This is a genomic window from Mesorhizobium sp. P2_F8, assembly GCF_056403655.1.
In genome coordinates this window covers 381,282-403,943 of the sequence record NZ_JBFUFB010000006.1, presented here as the reverse complement: position 1 = coordinate 403,943, position 22,662 = coordinate 381,282, and the positions used below count along the sequence as shown (strand labels likewise).

Genomic DNA, 22,662 nt, shown 5'->3' with positions numbered 1-22,662 from the left:
GAGCCTGTACGCCAGCCGTCGGAAATCACAAGAGCCGGCTAGATTCCATCCGGGACCATGCTTGGCCCGGTGCTTTCGGCGACGATCTTGCGCCGGCCGACGACCCGCTCGCGGTAGAGCGCATAGAGGCCGGAGCCGATGATGATCGTGGCGCCGACGATCATCGGCAGGTCAGGAATGTCGGCGAAGACGAACAGGCCAAGCAGGATCGACCAGATCAGGGCCGTGTAGCGGAACGGCGCGATGAAGGAGATGTCGCCCGCCCGCATCGCCATGATGATGAACTGGTAGCCGATGAGCACCAGCACCGCGGCGAGCGCCAACAAGGCTGTGCTGTTTCCCGTCATCGGCGTCCACCCCCCCATCGGTGAAAGCAACGCGGCTCCCAGGATTGTCATGGCAAACGCGGTGGCGGTCGACACCAGCAGCGTCGGAATGGCCTTGGGAATCCGCTTGGTGGCAAGATCGCGTACCGCACAACAGGCAACACAGGCCAGCGCCACCAGCGAGTAGACGCTGAACCCCTCGAAACCTGGCCGCACGATGACCAGCACGCCGGCAAATCCGATGGCGATGGCCAGCCAGCGCCGCCAACCGACGCCCTCGTTGAAGACCAGTGCCGCGCCCATCGTCACCGCCAGCGGCAACGCCTGGAGGACCGCCGAGACACTGGCGATAGGCAAATGGGCGAGCGCGATCAGGAACGTCACCGTGCCGCCGGCTTCGCCGAGGACGCGCAGCGCCACCATTGGGTCGAGCATCGAGCGTAGCCGAACGAGGGCACCGCGCTGCCAGGCAAGCGAGCCGACGAACAGGGTGGCAAACGCTCCCCTGATCAGCATGACTTGCGCCATGTTCATCGATTGCGACGAATATTTGGTGATGGCGTCGTTGAGGGTGAAGCCGGCCATCGCCACCACCATGAACAACGCGCCGCGAAGGTTTGGAGAAAGGGGCAAGATGACTACCGGCTCTGCTTTGCTTAAAGCCTGTAGCAGTCGGGCATGAAACAGCAACAGCAAAGGGCTGGGCCACAGGATTGTCCGGTGCCCAGAATATCGCCTGCCATGGCGGCGGACCTTATTTCTTCGGCGTCAGAATTTCGGTGCCGTTGCCTTCCTTGCCGGCGATCGTCCACAGGCCGTGCAGCGACCCGTCATCCTCGACCTTGTAGACGACAAGGCCGATGTCCTTACCCATCACATAGCCGGCCGAGAAGGCGTCGTCGTTGCGCATGCAGATACCGTCCGAGGACGAGCCGCCCGTCTCCCAATGGATCGCGCAGGTTGTCCCACTGGTCAGCGTGATGGTGGCTTCACCACCATAGGCAGAGCCGTCGAAATTGGTGCCGGCGACCGTATACGTGCCGCCGATCGACTGGGCCGCAGCGGGCAAGGTGGCGAAGCCAAGCAATGCGAACGAAAGAAGAAGTTTGCGCATGGTGTATTCCCCCGGAGCGAAAGACCGCTACAAGACGGAGGCTAAGCGGGAAAACGCCACCGGTAAATCAGGCGAACATTCGCGTACGGAGATTTGTCCGCGGTGTGGCCGAAAATGCTCAAGGTCCCTTGAGACTGCCGGCGATAGCGCCGACCAGCGGATCGTACTTCGACTTCAGGGCCGGCGGGTAATCGACCCAGATCGTGCGGATGACGCCATCCCGGCCGAACAGACGTCGCTCGTAAAAGATCTTTCCATCCTTCAAGCCCGACAGCACCGCCCAGTCCTTGCCGGCATTGCTGTAGGTGACCTTGTAGCCGGGTTCATCGCTGGCTTTCTCAGCCGCGACGAACCCTTTGGGCGTGTCGTCGTCGATGTTGAGGATCCCCGAGCAGATCAGGCTGGCGCCGTCGGCACTCAGCCATGCCTGTCCGTCGCCATTGTCCGGCTCGGGCTGGCGGTCGGTGAAGATGTCGTCGGGAAAGGTGCAGACGGTGCCGAAGCGCTCATTGGTGTAAGTGAATGGCGCGGCAATGGCGTTTGTCGCTGCAATTGTTGCGATAACCGCCAAAAATGAGGAACGACTCAGCATTTCCCGCCTCGAAGCCAATGACCCGGAGGCGATCCTGCCTGAATTTCGCGCAAAGATCAGCCGCCGGTGACGCTCATGTGCCGCGAAACGGAGGGGCGGCTGGTCCGGCGGTCGATGATGAAGTCATGGCCCTTCGGCTTGCGGCCGATCGCCTCGTCGATGGCCTCGGCAACCATCTCATTGCCTTCGGACGCACGCAAAGGCGCGCGCAGGTCGGCGGCATCCTCCTGGCCGAGGCACATATAGAGCGTGCCGGTGCAGGTCAGCCGGACGCGGTTGCAGCTTTCGCAGAAGTTATGCGTCATCGGCGTGATGAAGCCGAGCCGTCCGCCGGTCTCGGCGACATGCACGTAGCGGGCCGGGCCGCCGGTCTTGAAGGGAATGTCGGCCAGCGTGAACTGGCGTTCCAGCGACGCGCGCAGCAGCGACAGCGGCAGGTACTGGTCGGTGCGGTCGGCGTCGATCTCGCCCATCGGCATGGTTTCGATGACCGTCAGGTCCATGCCGCGGCCATGCGCCCAACGCATCATGTCGGGCAGTTCGGCGTCGTTGAAATCGCGCAGCGCCACCGCGTTGAGCTTGACAGTCAGCCCGGCCGCAAGTGCTGCATCGATGCCTTGCATGACCTTGTCGAGATGGCCCCAGCGGGTGATCTTGTGGAACTTGTCGGCATCGAGCGTGTCGAGCGAGACGTTGATGCGCTTGACGCCGCAATCGGCGAGTTCGGCGGCGAAGCGAGACAGCTGCGAGCCGTTGGTGGTCAGCGTCAATTCTTCCAGCGCGCCGCTTTCGAGATGCCGCGACAGCTGGCGCACGAGGTGCATGATGTTCTTGCGAACCAGCGGCTCGCCGCCGGTGAGGCGCAATTTCCTGACGCCTTTTTCGATGAACACCGTGCACAGCCGGTCGAGTTCTTCCAGCGACAGCAGGTCCTTCTTCGGCAGGAAGGCCATGTCCTCGGCCATGCAATAGGTGCAGCGGAAGTCGCAGCGGTCGGTGACCGATACCCTGAGATAGCTGATGGTGCGCCCAAAAGGATCGATCATGTCCATGCTTCAAGCAATTCCCGTGGCCGTGAGCGGCATCGTTATATACCGCTATGTGATACGATCCGGCCTGCCATTCAAGATACCGCTTCTCGATCTTTGGTAACATTCCCTGGCCGACATCGCATGTCGGCTCACCTCAACGGCCTTTTCCCTTCCGGCGAAGCAGCGTAGGGAAGGGTGGATTGCCACGGGATCGAACATCATGACCGCACCCAGGGAACTCCGGGTCTCGAAAGACCGCAAACTGCTGTCGGTCACCTTTCCCGATCATCGGCCGTTCGAACTGCCGGCGGAGCTGTTGCGTGTCGCTTCGCCATCGGCCGAAGTGCAGGGCCATTCGCCGGACCAACGGGTGACGGTCCCCGGCAAGCGCAATGTGGCGATCCTGAAGATCGAGCCGGTCGGCAATTATGCGGTGCGCATCACCTTCGATGATTTCCACGACACCGGCATCTTCACCTGGAATTACCTGCACACGCTCGGCCACGAAAAGGACGAGCGCTGGAATGCCTATCTCGCCGAGCTTGCGGAAAAGGGTTTGAGCCGGGACCGCTAGGCCGTCGCTGTCGTCAAAACGTCATCGATGTGGGGTAGCGCCGGCAAAGGTTTGGAGACGAGGAAGATGTCGGTCATCACCACGGTCGAGCAGCTCGAGGCGCTCTATGGCGTTCCAGGCGAGGCTTCGTTGGTCAAGGAACTCGATCACGTCATTCCGGAATACGCAGCCTTCATCGAGGCCTCGCCGTTCGTCGCGCTGGCAACCAGCGGACCAGAGGGCCTGGACTGTTCGCCGCGCGGCGATCTCGCCGGTTTCGTGCGCATCGTTGATCCGAAAACGCTGATGATGCCGGACCGTCGTGGCAACAACCGCGCCGATTCGCTGAAAAACATCATCCGCGACCCGCGCGTCGGTCTTTTGTTTCTCGTGCCGGGCTCTGGCACGACGCTGCGCATCAACGGTCGGGCCCATATCACGACGGATACAGCGCTGTGCGCGTCGTTCACCGTGGACGGCAAGGCGGCGCGCTCGGTCACTGTCGTCGATATCGATACGGTCTACTTCCAATGCGCCCGCGCCATTGTCCGCTCCGAGCTGTGGAACCCGGCGAGGCACGTCGACCCGAAGTCGCTGCCGACGCCCGGACGGATCCTGGAAATCACCAGCCGCAGGAACATCGACGGCGAGACCTACGACAAGGAATGGCCGGAGCGGGCGAAGAAGACGATGTGGTAGGTTTCGGGGCTGAAAGGGCTAGAGCATGATGCCGAAAAGTGTGAAGCGGTTTTCGGACGACATCATGCTCTATCTCTTTGATTTAGAGGCGGATTCAGATTTCAGGTCGATCCGACCTGAAATCATCCGGCTCTAGGCGTCTTTCAGCACATCATAGATCTTGCGCATCTGCTCGCCGATCATGTCGCATTGTTCCGGTGTCGACTGGCTCATTGCCTTCTCGATCAGCGCCATGTGCACTTTCAGCGCCTGCATCAGCAGCGCCTCGCCGGCTTCGGTCAGTGCAAGCCGCAGGATGCGCTTGTCCTTCTCGTCGCCTTCGCGGCGCAGCAGGCCACGCGCCTCCAGCTGCGGCAGGAGCATTGTGATGTTGGAGCGGCCGACGAGCAGCTTGCGGGCAAGGTCGTGCTGCGACATGCCGGGGTGGCGATAGAGGTTCATCAGCACGTCGAGCTGCGCCGGCTTCAGGTCGAGCGGCGCCAGTTTCGTCGCCAGCGTGCGTTCAAGCACATGGCAGGCGCGCGCCACCGCGACCCAGTTGCGAAAACGCGGGTTGTCCCAAGGTAACTCTTGTTTATTGTTCATCTTTGAACTATTATGTTCATGCTTGAACGTATGGATGGATTCTCACTATGGCATCAATCGGGCTGAAGGTCATCCGGCGGGTGTTTGGTGCGGCTGAGCGTATTGCGCCGCGCCTGACCGGACGCGCGGCTTTCGAACTGTTCTGCCGCACGCCGAATGTGAAGGCGCTCAGCGATGGCGAGCGCCGCGCCGTCGACCGAGCGGCTGCGTTCATGACCGAGGCACGCCATCATCGGCTGAAGACCGCGACCGGATGCATCATGGTGCACGAATTCCGGCCGGAGCCGGGCAGGGCGGCCGCCGGCACGGTGCTCGTCGTGCATGGCTGGCGTTCTCGCACCGAATATATGCGTGCGCTGATCGAAGGCTATCGCGCGGCCGGCTACAGGGTGGTTTCGCTTGACCTGCCTGGCCACGGCCAGTCGCAGGGCCGACGGCTGAACATGGTCAATGCCGTGGATGCGGTTCGGGTCGCCGGCCAATGGTTCGGCCCATTCGTGGCTGTTGTCGGCCATTCCTTCGGTGGCGCCGTCGCCGCCAATGCCCTCGCCGGTTCGGTCAAGAACATCCCGCCGCTGGTGGCCGGACGCCTGGTGCTGATCGCGGCGCCCAGTTCCTTGCCGGCGATCTTCGCCGACTTCAGCCGCATGCTTAATGTCGGACCTCGCTCGCAGGCCGCCATGGCGGACCGTGTCGAACATCTTTCCGGCCGGCCGCTGCACGAATTCACCGGCGACCGCCAGCTCGCCGATGCGCCGGTGCCGACCCTGGTCATCCACGCACCGGACGACCGTGAAGTTCCGGCCGACCATGCAACACGTTATGCCGGCGCCGGCGGCCATGTGCGGCTCTACTGGGCCGACGGCCTCGGCCACCGCCGCATCCTTGTCGACAAGGGCGTGGTCGGACGCGCGGTCGGCTTCGTCGGCGAGCATCGCGAGCCGTCGCTGCTGCACTGAACGGCCATCGAGGTTATTTCTTCTTCCCGCCGGGCTCGACCGGCAGTCCGGCCGCCTTCCAGGCGGTGTAGCCGCCAAGGATGTGCTTGACCGGCGATAGTCCCATGTCCTGCGCCGTCTTGGTGGCCAGCGCCGAGCGCCAGCCGCCGGCGCAGAAGAAGACGAAGCTCTTCCCCGAAGCGAAGAACGGCTTGTGATAGGGGCTATCGGGGTCGATCCAGAATTCCAGCATGCCGCGGGTGACATGCTTGGCGCCGGGAATCCTGCCGTCGCGTTCGACCTCGCGCGGATCGCGCAGGTCGACGAAGATGGTGTCTTCATCGTCAAGCAGCCCGGCCGCTTCCTCCGGCGACACCACCTCGATCTCGGCATTCGCCTCATCCAGCAGTTCGCGATACCCTTTTTTCACAGGCTTGTCCTCCCGACCGGCTGGCTGTCTGGATTTGCAGCACAATGGCCGGCGTTTGTCACGCTCTGTCCGTGCCGGCCATCGTCTGCCACGCCGCCATCGCGCCGGCCACGGTTGCCAGAAGCGCCGAATGCGAGGCGCCGTCGCGAGCCTGGATCGACATGCCGTGCTGGACTGTAGCGTAGAAGGTGGCGGCAGCGCTGCAGTCGAATCCGACCGGCAGTTCGCCTTCGGCAACGCCGCGTTCGAGACGCGTGCGCAGGGCGGCATGATTCTCGGCGCGCCGACGGCGCAGATCGTCGCAGATGGCGCCCCGGCTGGAGTCCTGGTGCAAAGCGCCGAGCGTTATCAGGCAGCCCTGCGGGCGATCGGTCTGCGCGTAGGCTTTCGCCGTCAGGCATAGAAATTGTTCGATCGCCTGCCGCGCGGTCGGTGCTTCCTCGAGCGTCAGCCAGATGTCGGCACCCTCGGTGCGCGAATAGAAATCGGTCGCCTCGAGGAACAGCGCCTCCTTGCTGCCGAAGGCGGCGTAGAGGCTGGGCGAGTTGATGCCCATGGCGGCAGTCAGCTCACTCATCGATGCGCCTTCGTAACCGCGAGCCCAAAAAACCTCCATCGCGCGGTGCAGGGCTGCGGTTCGATCGAAGGTGCGGGGGCGGCCTCGTTCCGACATGACGCTCTTTTCTGTGTTGATCGATACATAATTCAGTTGACGCGACCGGGCAAGGCTGACAGATATTTGTGTATCGATCATTACAAAACGGAGAAGTCGATGTCATCCAACAGCTTGAACGGCAAGGCCGCGCTCGTCACCGGCGGCAGTCGCGGCATCGGTGCGGCGATCGCACGACGGCTTGCCGCCGAGGGCGCCAGCGTCGCGCTGACCTATGTGCATGGCGAGGAGCAGGCCCGCTCGGTCGTTGCCGAGATAGAGGCCAAGGGTGGTCGCGCCATCGCCATCAAGGCCGACAACCGCGATGCGGTGGCCATAGACAAGGCCATCGATGACACCGCGACTGCATTTGGCCGGCTCGACATCCTGGTCAACAGCGCCGGCATCTGGCGTGCCGCACCCATCGATACCCTGTCCCTCGCCGATTTCGACGAGACCATGTCGGTCAATCTCAGGGCGCCGTTCATCGCCTCGAAGGCGGCGGCAGTGCATATGGGCGAGGGCGGCAGGATCATCTCTATCGGCAGCAATCTTGCCGAGCGGGTGACCGACACCAGTCTTGGCGCCTATTCGGCCAGCAAGGCGGCGCTGGTCGGCCTGACCAAGGCCTTGGCGCGCGACCTCGGCCCGCGCGGTATCACCGCCAACGTCGTCCACCCCGGTTCGACCGACACCGACATGAATCCGGCCGATGGCCCGCACGCCGAACACCAGCGCCAGAAGATGGCAACGCCGCGCTTTGGCAAAGCCGAAGACATTGCCGGCATGGTCGCCTGGCTCGCGGGACCGGAAGGCCGATTCGTCACCGGCGCGGCGCTGACCATCGACGGTGGCGCCAACGCCTGATCCCCGGAGGATTTCCCCGGGCCGGAGCGAAGACACCTCGCTCCGGCCGTCACGATGTTGTGAAACCGTTCTGCAACAAGCGTTCCAAAATTTATGGAAGCTTAACGAAATCAGTATGAATCAGTATAGTCGCGCCTTACATCCGCCATGCGGTGAGCGAGATCGTCTTAACGGTGCGGAACGGGAACCGGGTACAACCGGGCGGGTGATTCATGAAATTCCTCCGAAACAAAGCAACCGTGATGCCGCTGGTGGCGATCTCGGCAACGCTGGCCTTCGGTGTGCCACAGGCAGGCGCGCAAGGGCTCTTCGACATGCTTTTCGGAGGTGGCGTCAGGCACGAGCCGCAAGGTGAGTTTCCACCCGCGCCGCCCAAGCACAAGCCGAAAGTGCCGGGTGGCGGCGGCGTAAAAATCAGCAGCCCGTCCTACTACACCTACAAGGCCGATCGGCTGGTGCGCATCGACTTTTCGGCGTTGGCAGCGGCGCCAATGCCGGCGGCCCCGCAGGATGCCGCTTTCGTGCCATCGGCCACGGGGGCTGCGTTCCACGACGCGATTGCTGGCTTGAGCGACTACGAACTCTATGCCGAGCCCGATATCGCCAAGGCGCTGATCGCCTACTACTCGGCCAATCCGGATTTCATCTGGGTGACGGGCACGGGCCTCAACAGCCGCGCGCAGGATGCGGTGCGGGTGCTGGGCGAGGCATCGAGCTACGGCCTCGAGCCGGCAGACTACATGGTCAACGTGCCTGCCGCCAGCGCCTCGCCGGCCGACGCCAATGCACAGCTGAAAGAGCTCGTCCGCTTCGAGATGGCGCTCTCGGCCCGCGTGCTGCGCTATGCCCATGATGCCCAGAGCGGCCGCGTCGAGCCCAACCGCATGACCGGCTACTATGATTTCCCGGCCAAGCCGCTCGACTTGCAAGGCGTGCTGAAAACACTGGCGCATACCCAGGAAGTGCGCACCTATCTCGAATCGCGGCATCCTCAGAATGCGGAATACCAGGCGTTGCGCGTCGAACTGGAAGCCCTGCAGGCCAGCGCCGAGAACGAGATCGTCGTCGACCCCAAGCTGTTGCTGAAGCCGGGCGAAACCAGTCCCGAACTGCCGAAGCTGCTGACCCTGATCGCCCGCAATCTCGATGACGAGATGGGTGGCGCCTATGGCGAGACCCTGGCGAGGCTGGCCACCAGCGAAGTCTATGTCCCGGAACTGGTTCCGGTGATCGAAGCCGTGCAGAAGAAAGCCGGCATGAAGGGCGACGGCGTCATCGGACCGCGCACCGTCGCGACGCTGGCCGGAACGTCCAAGGCCGACAGGTTGCTGAAGGTTGAGGTGGCGCTGGAGGAACTGCGCTGGCTGCCTTCCGATCTCGGCAGCCCGCGTGTCTTCATCAACCAGCCGGCCTTCACCGCGAGCTACATCGACAATGGCGAGGAAAAGCTGAAGACGCGTGTCGTTGTCGGCCGGACCACCAACCAGACCGCCTTCTTCTACAACCAGATCAAGCAGGTCGACTTCCATCCCTATTGGGGCGTGCCGCAGTCGATCATCGTCAACGAGATGCTGCCCAGGCTCCGCAGCGATCCCGGCTATCTCGACCGGGCCGGCTACGAGGTCACCGATTCGCGCGGCAAGCGCATCCCTTCGTCGGCGGTCGACTGGGGCGCGTATGGCGCCAACATTCCCTACAGCGTGCGCCAGCAGCCGAGCGAGGCCAATGCGTTGGGCGAGCTGAAGATACTGTTCCCCAACAAGCACGCGATCTACATGCACGACACGCCGCAGAAATCGTTCTTCAACCAGGATATGCGCGCGCTCAGCCATGGCTGCGTGCGCCTGCAGGATCCGCGCGGCATGGCGGCCGCAGTGCTCGGCACCTCGGTCGACGATATCGCCGAGAAGCTGAAGCACGGACATGCAACAGAGGACGTGACGCGCAAGATCCCGGTCTACGTCGCCTATTTCACCGCCTGGCCGGATATGTCCGGCAAGGTCGAATATTTCGGCGACGTCTACGATCGCGACACGCGGCTGAAGCAGGCGTTGGACGCCACCGAGGCGGTGCGCTCGCCGTCGAGTTGAGCAACGGCCGTTTTCGACTTCTAGAGCGTGTCGGCTGAAACAGTTTCAGCCGAGCTCAAACAGGGGGCGCCGGAAACCCGCGTCGCGTCCGGCGATCAGCCAATAGACCAATCCGGCGACAAGGCCGGCGGCGGCGATGATGCCGATGTCGGCCCAGCGCTCGGGGTCCATGTCCTCCGCTGAACTTGGCCAGATCAGGAAGAACCCGCCGGCGGCGGCCGCGGCGCCGAAAAACATGTGCAGCAGGAAATTGCGCAACGAGAAGAGTTCGGCAATCAGCGCGAAGATGAGCGTCTGCAGTGCGGTCACGACAATCGTCAGGAAATAGACGAACATGCCGAGCGGCGGAACCACAAGGACGGCGATCGGCGAGACGCCCATGACGTCGAAATAGGCGGGCGCGTTGGGTAGGGAACTGAGCGCGGCGTAGATCGCCACGACAGCGATCAAGCCGACCAGCACCGATACGAGGTAGCCGGCCAACATCATCAGTATGCGCTTCAGCACGTGCTTCGCCGTCGCCATGCCCATCCCCCATGCGGCGCCTATGGGCCGCAGTCAGCCATCAAAGCGAGACTGACGCAAGGGGAGGGGAAGGATGGTGCAGGTGGTCGCTCCAGACCAATGACAAGCTCGACTTGCGGTGGAGACCACCAATTGCTGAGGTCGGCGCCGCCCCTCATCGCCCTGCCGCGCGTTCGTCGTTCGAAAAGCCAAGCAATTGGCTTTTTCGTCCGCTACGCGGACCACTCCTCAACTCCCCGTATAGTGATGGGGAGAAGGGGCTGACCGCAACGACGGCGCTCGTCTTGCAACGTCGGTGATTGGCGAAACCGGCGATGAGAGCGCCCCTCTGGCTGGTGAGGGGCAGCGCCACGCGGAACAACGAAGCTGCGGTTCAGGCGCCGCCGCACATATGCTCCGAGTCCGGCAGTGCCCATGATGCTTTGATGGCGAGATCGATGCCGTAGTAGACGCGGCCGCGCTCATCGTGCTTGGGGCAGTCCCTGGGAATGGAGATCAGGCACATGACGGCCGCGTCGCCGACCTTCGAGGCGGCCAGGCCAGGGTCGCGATCATAGGAGACGGCGCCGCCGTCATTGGTGAATGTCGCGGCACTGCCGCCATCCGGGCTGGCCGTTTCCAGCGGATCGTCGCCAAGCCGCGTGGTCAGCGTCTTGATATGGGTGGACGCGCATTGGCCGATTGCCGAGGGCAATGGCTGGTCGGTCTCATTCGGGTTTCGCGCCGCGGCTTCCAGCGCCTTCTTGCCGACCAGCGCGATGTTGTAGTCCTGCACCCATTGCGGCGCGGCGCCATAGGTTTGCAGCGCGTTGTTCAGCGCGCTGACGATGCAGGCGGTGTCGCTCTTGCAGGCATTGCGGTCGGCATTCAACCCGCGGGCGATCCTGCGTTTGTCGCCGCCGAACGCCGGCTCGAAATCCTTGAACGCCTTGGCGACCAACAGGTCGATGGCCGACAGCTGCGGTTCGGCGCAGATCGCCTTTTCCGCCGGCAGGCTTGCCTTGGCGCAGTCGAAGGATGGCCCATCGGCCCGCGCCGGAGCGGTCCCGAAGACGCCGCCGGCCAGGATGATGGCCAGCACGGCCAAAAGACGGGTTCGAACGGAAGATCGCATGATTGCCCCCAAGCCACGATTGCCCAAGGCGCGGCCCACGCCCTGGCATGCATGTCATACCTCAAGAATGGACATTTTTGGGCGGGGCTAGGGCAATCGCTTCAGGCCAATGACAGTTCGACTTATGGCGAAGACCATCGCCGAAGTCGCCGCCGCCCCTCATCGCCCTGCCGGGCACTTCTCCCCGTATAGTGACGGGGAGAAGGGGCTGGCCGCAACCTCAGCGCCATTCTGGCGACGCTGGTGATTGGCGAAATCGGCGATGAGAGCGCCCCTCTCCCCGTCACTATACGGGGAGTTGAGGAATGGTCCGCGCTAGCGGACGAAAAGCCAACTGCTTGGCTTTTCGAGTGACGAACGCCGGCAGGCAGGTGAGGGGCGGCGCCAGCGCCAGGAAAGACCAATAGAACTAAATTCAAGGCGCGTGCCGACGAACCCTATTCTGGCTCGGCGGTCACAGGATCGTAGGTGATTTCGACCTTGGCCTTGTCGGACGTGTAGTAGGTGACGACGTAGGCGCCGCTGTCCCAGTCGACTTCCTTGACATAGCGAAAGCCGTCGCGCTTCTCGACCTTGGCGAGGATCTCCGACAGTTTCTTGGCGTTGGGCGGGGGCAGCAGGGGCTCATCCGCGGCAAAGGCCGGCCCGCAGGCGAGAAGAACGGCGACGCTTGTCGCCAGCAGAAATCTGGACATGGCTTTCCCTCAAGTTCTCGTCGGACAGAAACTCGCTGCCATGCCGGTTTGTTCCGCAGCTGAAGTGCGTGGCGATTGAGTTCACCGATTGCAGCTTTCGGAGGAAAAACCCATGCGCCATCAGATTCCACTGCAATTTGAAAGCCGCCAATAGGCAACGACCCCATTGCGGACGATGGCTGCAGCGATATAACTCCATGTATGCAAAGATCCTTCAGCGTCGGAACACTTGTTCGTTTGGTTGGAACGCCGCCAAATCTTGTCGATGCAGACGATCTTCAAACCGCAACTCTCTTCCGCTTATGCCTCGGAAAGACGTTCCCAATCAGGGAAATGTTAGACGGCATGGCTGCCTTGGATGTCGGAGAGATATTGGGTGAACTGCCGTATATGCACACGATCTACTTAGAACCTGAATTCCTTGAATTCGCTACGGGTTGACGAGCACCGTCCAAATTCCACCCCTCTCGGTCACTCCGCATTTGTGAGTTCACAGCCTAGCCTTGGTCCTCATAGGCTGCGAGTGCCTTGGCGACGCCGGCAATGAGGTGTTCAGCATCACTTGCGTGTTCAAAGGCGATTCCGGTTTGCGCAAACTCAAGTGGCGAGTAATCAGGCGCTATCCGCTTGACCTCTGCCATAATGCGCTGAGCTTCCTTCAGTTCGCCGAGTTGAGCGTGACACCCCGCCAGCCTTGCCAGTCGCCAGGGGGTCCTCGGGGGGATCTTGGACATGCTGACAAGCGCGGCCTTGTAGTCTCCTGCCGAGTATTGGGCGATGGCGCGATCATAGTGGTACCAATCAGGATGGATCGGGTTGATCCGTATCGCACTGTCAATCGCCGCGAGTGCTTCAAGCGGCCTGCCTCTCATCGTGAGCAAGTAGCCCATTTGCGCAATCGTATCGGCGTCATATGGATTGAGGTCGAACGCGCGTTGAAGGTGATGTTCGGCCGCTTCGAACCGACGGGCAGAGATCAAGGCCTGGGCAAGCACGCGATGGCAACGTGGCTCTTCCGGCGCAAGCGTCACCGCACACTCCGCACGGTCGATCAATGAACCAAGCAACGCCGGGGATGCCTCGGCATAGCCACCGATAATGAGATCGGCGAGCGCGGTGTAGGAATGCGCCAAAGCATAGGTCGGGTCCTTGTCGACCGCAGCCTGAAAGAGATCGCGCGCGGCCTGATTGTCGTCATCGCCATAACCGCGCAGCCGGGCCAGTCCACGCAGGACAAGCTCATATGCGGCCAGGCTACCGGGAGGCTTCGGGGTTGCCTGCTTGATACCCGCGTCGTCAAGCCGAGCGACCAGCCGGTTCACCACACGGCTGGCGATTTCTTCCTGCATGTCGAAGATCTGGCCGCCAGAAGCAGAAAACGTATCGCTCCAGAGGACTTCACCCGTCGAAGCAGTCATGAGACTGACGGTGACCCGCATGCCGTCAGCGCGGGTCGTCGCCCTGCCGCGGACCAGATAGGTTGCGCCGAGGCTGTCGCCAACGGCACGCCAATCGGAAGCGGAATCCGAGACAAATGCAAATCCGGAATTGCGCGCCAGTACAACGACCGTTCCGAAGCGAGCCAACGCATTGACAATGTCCTCGGCGAAACCGTCGACCAAAGGGGAGTCGTCCGGCGCACCTTCGTTGCTGAAGCGCAGTACCGCAACGCTCGGCTGTCCAGAGCGCTCTTGTCTTGGCGTATCGGGAAGAGAGAGGACGTAGCCGCGTTTGGCAACCGTGCGGATAATGGTTTGGCTTTCGTCCTGCAGCGCCTTTCGCAACTCCCTGACCGCCTGCGTCAGTGAGTCCTCGGTCACGAAGACATCGGGCCATACCGCTGACATCAGTTCGGACTTGGTCGCGACACGCCCGACATTCCGGCTGAGATAAGTTAACAGATCAAACGCCTTGCAGCGCAGAGCAACAGGTTTTCCATCGCGCACAAGCAGCCCGCGGGCAATATCAAGCTCGCAACTGCCAAGTGCCAGTATGGGCCCACCGTTTCCTTGCGACATTGAATGCCGATCTGACCAGCTCGACCAAACGCAGCCTGATTGGGGTCCCAATCGGCTCGGACGTCAAGGGATCAGAGGAATTTGACCTGTCTTCACCTTGGCTGGAAGTCATCCGCCTCTCCACGGCGATGATCTCCAGCATTTCGAACATTGTTCCAGGCATGGGCGCACAAGGGGACCCAACCATGACGCTGGACGCAAATTCCAGCAGTTCCTGCCGGGCGGCTTGGCGCATGTTCTCATTCAGCGACATGTTCGACCTCATCCGGTTCGTTCTTTAGAACAATGACGCCAAGGAACGGTCGCGTACCGGAAGATTTCTGAAATTCTGCTGAAACTCTCCCCTCGTCGCGCTCGCGGTCGGGGGAGGCCGCCCGCTTAACTTACGCGGCGCGTCGTTGGGCGGGTTGGAGACCAGAACGGGTTCGACGAGGGTCGACGGCGGTCACGATGCTATGGTGGTGATCGCAATAGACGCGATCCGGCGAAGTTGGCCCAGCACAAAAACGGTAACCGCCGGGTACTGACGCGTCTTCGCTCACCGGGAAGCGGCACTGATAGACGCCTAGCTGGATGAGGGGGACGTCTCTCGAAGTTGGTCTGGTATTTTCAGGCATGATTTTCAGGTTCCTAGTTGATAGCCATTGCCGGCTGACGGCCGCAGTGCGACCGCGTCAGGGCGAGCTTCTCTCGTTTTGGAGGGCTGTGGATCACCATATGGTGTTGGTCACAGCATCAATGAAGCCCAAGGCCCTGCTTTCGGAAGCCAGTTATTGCGACTTAAGGCCACACGTGCCGCTAGGGTGCGGTTGACAGCGCGAAGGCACCCGGCGGGCGATGTTGTCGCCCCCGGGTTAATCGGCAGGCGGGGTGAGGGGTGGCTTGTGGGCTCAACGCGCTGCGCTTTCGGTTTTTCAGGGCCCTCAACCGGCCAGCCCCGGGAGGGCGATCTGCGGGAGCGAAAACATTTTGTCAGCAGACAGTATGGTCGCGTCCCAGAGCATCTCTCCGAACCGTTGCGCCGGTGCTATAGTGTGCCCGCATGATCAGACAGCAGGGATATGAGGCATGCCCGAAGTCACCCGCCGTACACTTCTCGCGTTCGCCGCCGTGGCCTCGGTCGTTGAACCGACACTTGCTGAAGGGGAAGGCGCCTCACCCGAATTGCGGGCGCTGATCGGAGCCCATGAAGCCACCTATGCCGGGCTTTACAAGGTTGTTCATCAAGCGGGCAGTAGCAGCCACGAACGCAAGAGAGCAGACCGGATTGAACAGGACGCATTGCTGGCCATCTGCTCCTATCCTGCGATCAGCCGAGGCGACCGCCGGGCTAAGGCCGAGTACCTGTTGACCGCTGAGGCTCGGGGCGAACTCGACCTGGAAGAGCACATGCAGGCCATCCTGCACTCGATGAAGCGCTGATCGCGGCTCGACGCCATTGTCTTTCCGCGCTGGCGCGTGGTTGGTCGCTCATACTGGAATTCCCACCGCACTCAGCCCGTCGTCGAAGCGACTGCCCCAAGCGTGGCGACGCCGGCTCGAACTAACGGTTTGCATAACACCTGCTGTACGTGCAGCCGATGTCCGCAACCGCGCCACTACTGACCAATATGCGACGCGACCGACATCATCGCCTCAGAGTTCGGGTGGGCGCCCAAGCCGCCATCGAAAACTTCGGAGAACGTCCAGCGAACGACGCCGTTGCGGTCGAGCAGGAACTGGCCGGTGAGCTGGCCCACGCCGGTCGCCATCATTTGCTGGTCCGCTTCAGTGATATCGTAATCGTCTTTTTTGTTCAGATATTCGAGCGTGGCAAACGGATCCATCGGCTCAGGCATTTCGCCCGGCACGTTGAGCCGCATCGCCGTCACGTCGTTCATCGAGACCTTGTGCGGCAATGCGCTCTCGCCCTCAGTTACTATTTGCATATTGGGCAATCCAAAGGCGCGGTGTGAAACGCGCTCCGGATCGGATGCAGCAAGCAAACCAACCATCGGATGGTACCGGAGATAAAGGCGCGCCCGCTCGATGGGCGTGTTCACCACCGTGAGGCTTTCGATGCCCTTTGCGTTAAGGGCTGGTGTGAGCAGCGAAACCGTCGCGAYATGACGCCTGCAAAACGGACAATGCAGACCTCGATACAGCCCAACCAGGACTGGCTTCTCGCCGCGGAAATCGTCGATAGCTATCTTGCCCTCGCGAGTAATTGCGTCGAGTACGAAATTGGGCGCACGTTCGCCCAGTTGCAGAGGGCCTACGGCGGCGCGGTCAGACATGCTTGATCCTCCTCGCGGCTCAATCCAGTGACGAAAGTGCGGCGGTAGTTCCGGCTCCAGCCCGTGTTCGGCACACACTTCCTGAGCGTGCTGAATTGCAATGTAGCACAGAGATGGGCGGACGTTGAGGCGCTACCTAAGACTACGCCTTGCGGAGCCTCGCTCCTGGCGCACAGAAGCAAACGGCTGGCAATCAAGGAATCGATTACAGGTTGGAGCCTACCAACGAGCAGAGCATTTCGGGCCTTCGGGACGGATTACCGCCGCGAAAGAGGCGTAGCCAGCTGCTCAGTTCCCGACGCCGGTGTCGAAAACAATCGTCGAATTGGTGGCGACATAGCGGCGAAACGAAAAAGGCTTACATCGACGATTTTGGCCAACAAATTAGTAAGCTGCTGGCTTTTTTAGGGATTTTGGTGGGCGATGCAGGGATTGAACCTGCGACCCCACCCGTGTGAAGGGTGTGCTCTCCCGCTGAGCTAATCGCCCGCTCGTTGCCCGAAGGCCAAGCGAGCCGCGATATAAGGGAGGCAGGTGCGGGAAGTCAAGGCGGTGTCAGGCGTTCCGGCAAGGATCGGATTGTTGTCCTGTGGACCCGTCTCCGATGTGACACCGGCTCCTTTCCGGTTAGTTCCCCGCGGCGACAATCAGCCTTTGCGCCAGATCGAGCGTCAGGGCGTCGAAATGCGAGATCACCGCCGAGGGCTCGAATTCGCGCACATGGCGATCGGTGTAGCCGAAATCGACCGCCACCACTGGAATGCCGGCGGCCTTGGCGGTGTCGATGTCGGTTTGCGAATCGCCGACCATCAGCGCGCGATCCGGGTCGCCGCCAGCCAGTTTGATGGTTTCGATGAGATGGCGCGGGTCGGGCTTGCGGAACGCGAACGTGTCCTGTCCGGCGATTGCGGCGAAATGCTTCGTCAGGCCAAGCGCCTCGATCAGCGCCAGCGAGTTGGCTTCGTATTTGTTGGTGCAGATGGCCAGGAGATAGCCGGCGTTCTCGAAGCGCGCGATCGCCTCGACGACGCCGGGGTAGGGGCGCGATTTGCCGGGGATGTTGAGGGTGTAGTGGTCGAGGAAGAGTTTCAGCAGCCGGTCGTGCTCCTCGACATCAAGCGACCGCTGCTGGGCGGCATGGGCCCGCTCGATCATCACGCGGCCGCCGTGACCGACAAAGCGCCTGAAGCCGGCCTCATCGACCGCCGCGATGTGGCTGGCAGCAAGGCTGTGGTTCAGGCTGTCGAGCAGGTCCGGCGCTGTATCGACCAGCGTACCGTCGAGGTCGAACACGATGATCGGGCGAGTCATGGTCAGTCCTGGGCCAAGTTCATGCAAGTGGCAGGCGATAGCGGCTGCGGCGCGTCAAGGCAAGCGGGATGGGGTAAGCCGGCTGGGTCGTTCGGGCAAGCAAGCCCCGCCGGACCGGGTATTTCCCGGCCTGCCGCCAGACATGAAAAACCCGCCATGGCGGCGGGTCGTTGGCGCAAATCAGCACCATGGATAGATATGTAGCATAGCTGCCTTCACCAAGTCCAGAAAAAATTCCTATCAGAGATGCCAGGCGCATTGCCCCTGACCGTGCGTTGCCAGAACATCCATGCTGCTCGTCACCAGAGCGTACGCCGCTGCCAAAGGCTTTGACCCGACCGGCAAAAATGCTAGGAGCCCAGCAGCGAATTTCCGGGGCAGCAAGCGGCATGGATGCAAGACAGTTGAAGGTCGAAGCCGCGCGGGCAGCGCTCGCTTATGTGAGCGACGGCATGCGGCTCGGCATCGGCACCGGCACCACCGCCGAAGAGTTCGTTCGGCTGCTTGCCGAGAAGGTCGCCACGGGCATGACGATCATCGGCGTGCCGACGTCGGAGCGCACAGCGTCGCTCTGCCGCGAGCTTGGCGTGCCGCTGTCGACGCTTGAGGAAACGCCGCAGCTTGACCTCACCATCGATGGCGCCGACGAGGTCGATCCGGCGCTGACCCTGATCAAGGGCGGCGGCGGCGCGCTGCTGCGCGAGAAGATCGTTGCCGCGGCTTCCCAGCGCATGATCGTCATTGCCGACCAGTCGAAGATGGTCGAGACGCTCGGCCGTTTTCCACTGCCTATCGAAGTCAATCAGTTCGGCCTGCGCGCAACCGAAATCGCCATCGGCGCCGCAGCTGAAAAGCTCGGCCTTTCCGGTCCGGTTATATTGAGGATGACGGGGGGCCAGGCTTTTGTTACAGACGGCGGCCATTTTATCCTCGATGCATCTTTTGGCCGCATTCCGGATACAAGAGCGCTTTCGAATGCTCTCCATGCCATTCCGGGCGTGGTCGAGCATGGTCTTTTCATCGGGCTGGCGTCAGCGGCCATCATCGCCGGCGGCGACGGTATCCAAACTGTCCATGCCGCCCGAAAACCAGGGAGTTCTACCGATCATGATGTTGCATAACCGGGTTCGCAGCCTTTGCGCCGTTCTGGCGGCTACGGCCGTTTTCGCCTTCTCTTCGCCGGCGTTTTCGCAAGAAGTCACGGACTCGCACCTGAAGGCCGCCCGTGCGGCTGTCGCGGCGATCCACGCGACCGACCCATTCGACAACATCCTGCCGCAGGCGGCAGCCGCGCTCGAATCGCAGCTCATCCAGAAGAACCCGGACATGCAGGAGTTGATCGGCAAGACGATCAACGAGAAGGCGCTGGCGCTGGCCTCGCGGCGCGCCGACCTCGAGAAGGAAGCCGCACTCGCCTACGCAAAAGTGTTCTCCGAAAAGGAACTGACGGATATCGCCGCCTTCTACAGTTCCGATTCGGGCAAGAAGCTGCTGGATAGCGGCCCGACCGTGACCCGCGAACTGGTCAAGGCAGCCGACATCTGGCAGAACGGCCTCGCGCGCGATCTCGCCCAGCAGGTCGGCGAGACGCTGGCCGCGGCCGCCAAGGCCAAGGCGCCGGCAGCCCCTGCCGCAGCACCCGCGGACGCAGCCGCGCCTGCGGATGGCGCCGCACCCGCCGACGGTTCGGCTCCCGCAGACGACACGCAGAACTGATCTTGCGTTTCCAAATGGCCTTGCGGCCATCGATGAAGCCCGGCTTGTCCGGGCTTTTCTTTTGCTGCCTGGCGGCCTACCTGTCACTGGATTTCTGAAGCTTGAGGAGCCGCCAGATGGCCGGTTACGACTACGATCTTTTCGTCATCGGCGGCGGCTCGGGCGGGGTGAGGGCGGCGCGCGTCGCCGCCGCACTCGGCAAGCGCGTCGGCATCGCCGAGGAATACCGCTATGGCGGCACCTGCGTCATCAGGGGCTGCGTGCCGAAAAAGCTCTATGTCTATGCATCGCAATTTCCCGAGCATTTCGCCGACGCCGCCGGCTATGGCTGGACGGTGCCGGAGGCGAGTTTCGAATGGCAGACGCTGGTCGCCAACAAGGATCGCGAAATCAGCCGGCTTGAGGCGATCTACCAGAGGAATGTCGAGGGCGCCGGCGGCGAGGCCTTTCACTCGCGCGCCATGATCGTCGATCCGCATGTCGTGCATCTCCTGGGCGAGGATCGCACGGTCACCGCCGACCAGATCCTGATCGCCACCGGCGGCCGCCCGGCGCCGCATCCGGCGCTGCCCGGGCATGAGCATTGCATCTTCTCCAACGAGGCTTTCGATCTCAAGCAGCTGCCCAAGGCGATCATGATCGAGGGCGGCGGCTATATCGCGGTCGAGTTCGCCAACATCTTCCACGGCCTCGGCGTCGACACCACGCTGGTCTATCGCGGCAAGGAGATCCTCAGCCGCTTCGACATGGACCTGCGGCGGATGCTGCACGAGACAATGGAAAAGAAGGGGATAGAGATCCTCTGCCATTCCGTGTCGGAATGGATCCGCAAGCGTCCGGACGGCCGGCTCGACGCAATCGTCACCGGCGGCAAGGTGCTGACGGTCGACCAGGTGATGCTGGCCATCGGCCGCATCCCCAACACCGAGAATATGGGCCTGGAAGGCATCGGCCTGGAGATGACCAAGACCGGTGCGATCGCCGTCGACAAATACTCGCGCACCAACATCGACAACATCTGGGCGATCGGCGACGTCACCAACCGCGTGCAGCTGACGCCGGTGGCGATCCACGAGGCGATGTGTTTCATCGAGACCGCCTTCAAGGGAAATCCGACGGCGCCCGACCACGACACGATTGCGACCGCCGTCTTTTCACAACCCGAAATCGGCACGGTCGGCCTGTCGGAGGATGATGCCGTCAAACGCTTCCCCGACATCGAGATCTACCGCGCCACATTCCGGCCGATGCGGCATACGCTGTCCGGCCGCGACGAGAAGATGCTGATCAAGCTGGTGGTCGACGGCGCATCGAAGCGGGTGCTCGGGGCGCACATCCTGGGACCGGATGCGGGCGAAATGGCGCAGCTTCTCGGCATTCCGCTGAAGGCCGGGCTGACCAAGAATGATTTCGACCGCACGATGGCGGTGCATCCGACAGCGGCGGAAGAACTCGTCACCATGTACAAGCCGACCTATCGCGTGAAGGACGGCAAGCGGGTGGATTGACCTGGCAAATGCCGGGGTTCAGATCTCCACCGCGGCAAGGGTCTTGCCACGGCGGAGATCTGGGAATTGCTACAGGAGGGTGCCGCGCAGGATCACCAGCGCCACCGAGAAATAGATCACCAGCCCGGTGACATCGACCAGCGTGGCGACGAACGGGGCCGATGCGCTGGCCGGATCGAAGCCGATGCGTTTCAGGGCGAACGGCAGCATCGACCCCGACAGCGAGCCGAAGGTGACGATGCCGACCAGTGCCACGCCGACCGTCGTGGCGATCAGCGGCCAATGCGGCCCATAGTCGTAGAAGCCCATATATTGCCAGAGCGCGATGCGGCCGATGCCGACCACGCCGAGCATGGCGCCGAGCACGAGGCCGGTGGGCAGCTCGCGCAGCGCCACCCGCCACCAGTCGCGAAGACCGATCTCGCGCAGCGCCAGCGCCCGGATGACCAGCGAGGTCGCCTGCGAGCCGGAATTGCCACCCGAGCTCATGATCAGCGGGATGAACAGCGTCAGCACGATCGCCTTGTCCAGCTCGCCCTCATAGCTCTGCATGGCGTTGGCCGTCAGCATCTCTGAGATGAACAGGGCGCACAGCCAGCCGCCCCGCTTCTTGATCATGGCGAGGAAGCTCATCTTCATGTACGGCTCGTCGAGCGCCTCCATGCCGCCGAAACGGTGCACGTCCTCGGTCGTCTCCTCGATCATCGCGTCGATGATGTCGTCGATGGTGACGATGCCGAGGATCTTGCCGTGGTCGACGACCGGGACGGCGAGCAGGTCGTATTTCGAGATCGTCTGCGCCAGGGTTTCGCGATCGGTCAGCGGGGTGACCGTCACCGGCGCGCGATCCGGCGCCACCGTCATGATCGAATCCTCCGGCTCCCCGGTGATCAGCCGGCGCAGGCCGGTCGACCGCATCAGGAGGTGCGTTTGCGGATCGACGATATAGATCGCGTAGACGGTTTCGCGCGTCCGCTCGACCTTGCGGATGTAGTCGAGCGTGCGGCCCACGGTCCAGTCCGAAGGCACGCTGACGAACTCCGTCGTCATGATCGATGCGGCGCTGCCTTCGGGGTAGCCCAGGATGGCAAGCAGCGTCGCGCGCAGCGGCGGCGCAAGCCCGCCGAGCAACTCGGAACGAGCCGGCTCGTCCAGCTCGCGCAGGATGTCGGCGGCGCGGTCTTCCGACATGGYGGTGAGCAGCTTGCCCGCCTTGGCGCGCGGCAGCGCCTCCATGAGTTCGGGCGCGCGGTCGAGTTCAGGCTGGTCGAAGATCTCGACCAGCCGCTCGAACGTGACTTCGCAAAGCAGTTCCGTCGCGCTCTCTCGCGGCTCCCTGTTCAGGGCCTCGACAATGTCGGCGACGTGATCGTTGGCTAGGATACGGGCGATCGCGACGGCCTCGTCGCTCGCTACGGGGGTAAATTCGTTCATGGCTCACTCCTTGCCGTCCGGCAGGACATGAACCATTCAGGTCACGTCTAGGCGGACGGCTGTTGCGTTCGACTGTGACTGTCGCCAGGCATGGCGCTGTGACCTTTCCGCTTGCGGGTTCGCGTTTGACTGTCTGCAAGCCGGCGCAACATAGGTGCGCGCCTTGCCGAGTCAATCGTGGTGAGGAT

24 protein-coding genes, 1 tRNA gene and 1 pseudogene are annotated in these 22,662 nt (G+C 62.5%); 10 read left to right on the top strand and 16 right to left on the bottom strand.

All coding sequences use genetic code 11. The features are described 5' to 3' along the window. Window positions 1-38: 38 nt before the first annotated feature. The 4 genes from AC1DZP_RS17545 to moaA all read right to left on the bottom strand — a co-directional run bounded on the left by AC1DZP_RS17545 (window position 39) and on the right by moaA (window position 3,084). A complete protein-coding gene (locus AC1DZP_RS17545) occupies window positions 39-959 on the bottom strand; it encodes a DMT family transporter (protein ID WP_477304079.1) in 921 nt (306 codons plus the stop codon). 121 nt (window positions 960-1,080) lie between these two features. Next, window positions 1,081-1,440 (bottom strand): hypothetical protein, encoded by a 360-nt coding sequence (locus AC1DZP_RS17540; protein ID WP_477304077.1) that lies wholly within the window; start codon window positions 1,438-1,440, stop codon window positions 1,081-1,083. 118 nt (window positions 1,441-1,558) lie between these two features. Continuing rightward, window positions 1,559-2,032, bottom strand: coding sequence for a hypothetical protein (locus AC1DZP_RS17535; protein WP_477304075.1), 474 nt, complete (start codon window positions 2,030-2,032; stop codon window positions 1,559-1,561). Window positions 2,033-2,088: 56 nt separating this feature from the next. Further along, on the bottom strand, window positions 2,089-3,084 hold the full coding sequence (gene moaA, locus AC1DZP_RS17530) for a GTP 3',8-cyclase MoaA (protein ID WP_477304073.1): 996 nt from the start codon (window positions 3,082-3,084) through the stop codon (window positions 2,089-2,091). A 199-nt stretch (window positions 3,085-3,283) separates the two neighbouring features. Here moaA and AC1DZP_RS17525 point away from each other — a divergent pair, with 199 nt between their 5' ends. Beyond that, complete coding sequence (locus tag AC1DZP_RS17525; RefSeq protein ID WP_095091538.1) at window positions 3,284-3,637, top strand: gamma-butyrobetaine hydroxylase family protein; 354 nt, start codon at window positions 3,284-3,286, stop codon at window positions 3,635-3,637. 66 nt (window positions 3,638-3,703) lie between these two features. After that, window positions 3,704-4,315: a pyridoxamine 5'-phosphate oxidase family protein gene (locus tag AC1DZP_RS17520; protein WP_477304071.1), complete on the top strand. Its 612-nt coding sequence runs from the start codon at window positions 3,704-3,706 to the stop codon at window positions 4,313-4,315. 132 nt (window positions 4,316-4,447) lie between these two features. Here AC1DZP_RS17520 and AC1DZP_RS17515 read toward each other — a convergent pair whose 3' ends face one another. Next, window positions 4,448-4,900, bottom strand: coding sequence for a MarR family winged helix-turn-helix transcriptional regulator (locus AC1DZP_RS17515; RefSeq protein WP_378916515.1), 453 nt, complete (start codon window positions 4,898-4,900; stop codon window positions 4,448-4,450). 47 nt (window positions 4,901-4,947) lie between these two features. Between AC1DZP_RS17515 and AC1DZP_RS17510 the strand changes: the two genes are divergently transcribed. After that, on the top strand, window positions 4,948-5,859 hold the full coding sequence (locus AC1DZP_RS17510) for an alpha/beta hydrolase (RefSeq protein WP_477304069.1): 912 nt from the start codon (window positions 4,948-4,950) through the stop codon (window positions 5,857-5,859). A gap of 13 nt (window positions 5,860-5,872) precedes the next feature. On the opposite strand, the gene AC1DZP_RS17505 is transcribed toward AC1DZP_RS17510, so the two are convergent. Continuing rightward, entirely contained in the window at window positions 5,873-6,268 is a 396-nt protein-coding gene (locus AC1DZP_RS17505) for a rhodanese-like domain-containing protein (protein WP_477304067.1), read from the bottom strand. 58 nt (window positions 6,269-6,326) lie between these two features. Further along, window positions 6,327-6,941 carry a TetR/AcrR family transcriptional regulator gene (locus tag AC1DZP_RS17500; RefSeq protein ID WP_477304065.1) on the bottom strand — a complete coding sequence of 205 codons (615 nt, stop codon included), beginning with the start codon at window positions 6,939-6,941 and terminating at the stop codon, window positions 6,327-6,329. Window positions 6,942-7,040: 99 nt separating this feature from the next. Between AC1DZP_RS17500 and AC1DZP_RS17495 the strand changes: the two genes are divergently transcribed. Further along, on the top strand, window positions 7,041-7,787 hold the full coding sequence (locus tag AC1DZP_RS17495) for a 3-oxoacyl-ACP reductase family protein (protein WP_477304063.1): 747 nt from the start codon (window positions 7,041-7,043) through the stop codon (window positions 7,785-7,787). A gap of 212 nt (window positions 7,788-7,999) precedes the next feature. Further along, window positions 8,000-9,877: a L,D-transpeptidase family protein gene (locus tag AC1DZP_RS17490; protein ID WP_477304061.1), complete on the top strand. Its 1,878-nt coding sequence runs from the start codon at window positions 8,000-8,002 to the stop codon at window positions 9,875-9,877. Between the two features lie 45 nt (window positions 9,878-9,922). Here the strand turns inward: AC1DZP_RS17490 and AC1DZP_RS17485 are convergent, their stop codons facing one another. The 4 genes from AC1DZP_RS17485 to AC1DZP_RS17470 all read right to left on the bottom strand — a co-directional run bounded on the left by AC1DZP_RS17485 (window position 9,923) and on the right by AC1DZP_RS17470 (window position 14,229). Then, entirely contained in the window at window positions 9,923-10,408 is a 486-nt protein-coding gene (locus tag AC1DZP_RS17485; protein ID WP_167392387.1) for a hypothetical protein, read from the bottom strand. A gap of 367 nt (window positions 10,409-10,775) precedes the next feature. Then, entirely contained in the window at window positions 10,776-11,516 is a 741-nt protein-coding gene (locus AC1DZP_RS17480; RefSeq protein ID WP_477304058.1) for a lysozyme inhibitor LprI family protein, read from the bottom strand. 437 nt (window positions 11,517-11,953) lie between these two features. Further along, entirely contained in the window at window positions 11,954-12,211 is a 258-nt protein-coding gene (locus tag AC1DZP_RS17475; protein ID WP_477304056.1) for a PepSY domain-containing protein, read from the bottom strand. A 497-nt stretch (window positions 12,212-12,708) separates the two neighbouring features. Further along, on the bottom strand, window positions 12,709-14,229 hold the full coding sequence (locus tag AC1DZP_RS17470; protein ID WP_477304054.1) for a winged helix-turn-helix domain-containing tetratricopeptide repeat protein: 1,521 nt from the start codon (window positions 14,227-14,229) through the stop codon (window positions 12,709-12,711). On the opposite strand from AC1DZP_RS17470, the gene AC1DZP_RS17465 reads away from it, so the two are divergent. After that, window positions 14,229-14,510 (top strand): hypothetical protein, encoded by a 282-nt coding sequence (locus AC1DZP_RS17465; RefSeq protein ID WP_095091550.1) that lies wholly within the window; start codon window positions 14,229-14,231, stop codon window positions 14,508-14,510. The genes AC1DZP_RS17470 and AC1DZP_RS17465 overlap by 1 nt on opposite strands. A 102-nt stretch (window positions 14,511-14,612) precedes the next feature. Here AC1DZP_RS17465 and AC1DZP_RS17460 read toward each other — a convergent pair. After that, window positions 14,613-14,864, bottom strand: a pseudogene (locus AC1DZP_RS17460) (GcrA family cell cycle regulator); the annotation flags it as partial. Window positions 14,865-15,297: 433 nt separating this feature from the next. Here AC1DZP_RS17460 and AC1DZP_RS17455 point away from each other — a divergent pair. Beyond that, window positions 15,298-15,651, top strand: coding sequence for a hypothetical protein (locus tag AC1DZP_RS17455; RefSeq protein WP_095091552.1), 354 nt, complete (start codon window positions 15,298-15,300; stop codon window positions 15,649-15,651). A 176-nt stretch (window positions 15,652-15,827) separates the two neighbouring features. Here AC1DZP_RS17455 and AC1DZP_RS17450 read toward each other — a convergent pair whose 3' ends face one another. The 3 genes from AC1DZP_RS17450 to AC1DZP_RS17440 all read right to left on the bottom strand — a co-directional run bounded on the left by AC1DZP_RS17450 (window position 15,828) and on the right by AC1DZP_RS17440 (window position 17,816). Next, window positions 15,828-16,505, bottom strand: coding sequence for a peroxiredoxin-like family protein (locus AC1DZP_RS17450; protein ID WP_477304052.1), 678 nt, complete (start codon window positions 16,503-16,505; stop codon window positions 15,828-15,830). A gap of 414 nt (window positions 16,506-16,919) precedes the next feature. After that, a tRNA-Val gene (locus AC1DZP_RS17445) sits at window positions 16,920-16,994 on the bottom strand. A gap of 138 nt (window positions 16,995-17,132) precedes the next feature. Next, window positions 17,133-17,816, bottom strand: a complete 684-nt coding sequence (locus AC1DZP_RS17440; RefSeq protein ID WP_095091554.1) for a phosphoglycolate phosphatase — start codon at window positions 17,814-17,816, stop codon at window positions 17,133-17,135. Window positions 17,817-18,205: 389 nt separating this feature from the next. Between AC1DZP_RS17440 and rpiA the strand changes: the two genes are divergently transcribed. The 3 genes from rpiA (at window position 18,206) to gor (ending at window position 21,040) form a co-directional block, all read left to right on the top strand. Then, the gene (gene rpiA, locus AC1DZP_RS17435; protein ID WP_477304049.1) at window positions 18,206-18,937 is read left to right on the top strand and encodes a ribose-5-phosphate isomerase RpiA; all 732 of its coding nucleotides are present in this window, start codon (window positions 18,206-18,208) and stop codon (window positions 18,935-18,937) included. Next, complete coding sequence (locus tag AC1DZP_RS17430; RefSeq protein WP_457154959.1) at window positions 18,924-19,532, top strand: DUF2059 domain-containing protein; 609 nt, start codon at window positions 18,924-18,926, stop codon at window positions 19,530-19,532. Before rpiA ends, AC1DZP_RS17430 begins: the two co-directional genes overlap by 14 nt. 116 nt (window positions 19,533-19,648) lie before the next feature. Next, window positions 19,649-21,040 (top strand): glutathione-disulfide reductase, encoded by a 1,392-nt coding sequence (gene gor / locus AC1DZP_RS17425; RefSeq protein ID WP_477304047.1) that lies wholly within the window; start codon window positions 19,649-19,651, stop codon window positions 21,038-21,040. Window positions 21,041-21,109: 69 nt separating this feature from the next. Here gor and mgtE read toward each other — a convergent pair whose 3' ends face one another. Further along, window positions 21,110-22,474, bottom strand: a complete 1,365-nt coding sequence (gene mgtE / locus AC1DZP_RS17420; RefSeq protein WP_477304046.1) for a magnesium transporter — start codon at window positions 22,472-22,474, stop codon at window positions 21,110-21,112. Between the last annotated feature and the right edge of the window lie 188 nt (window positions 22,475-22,662).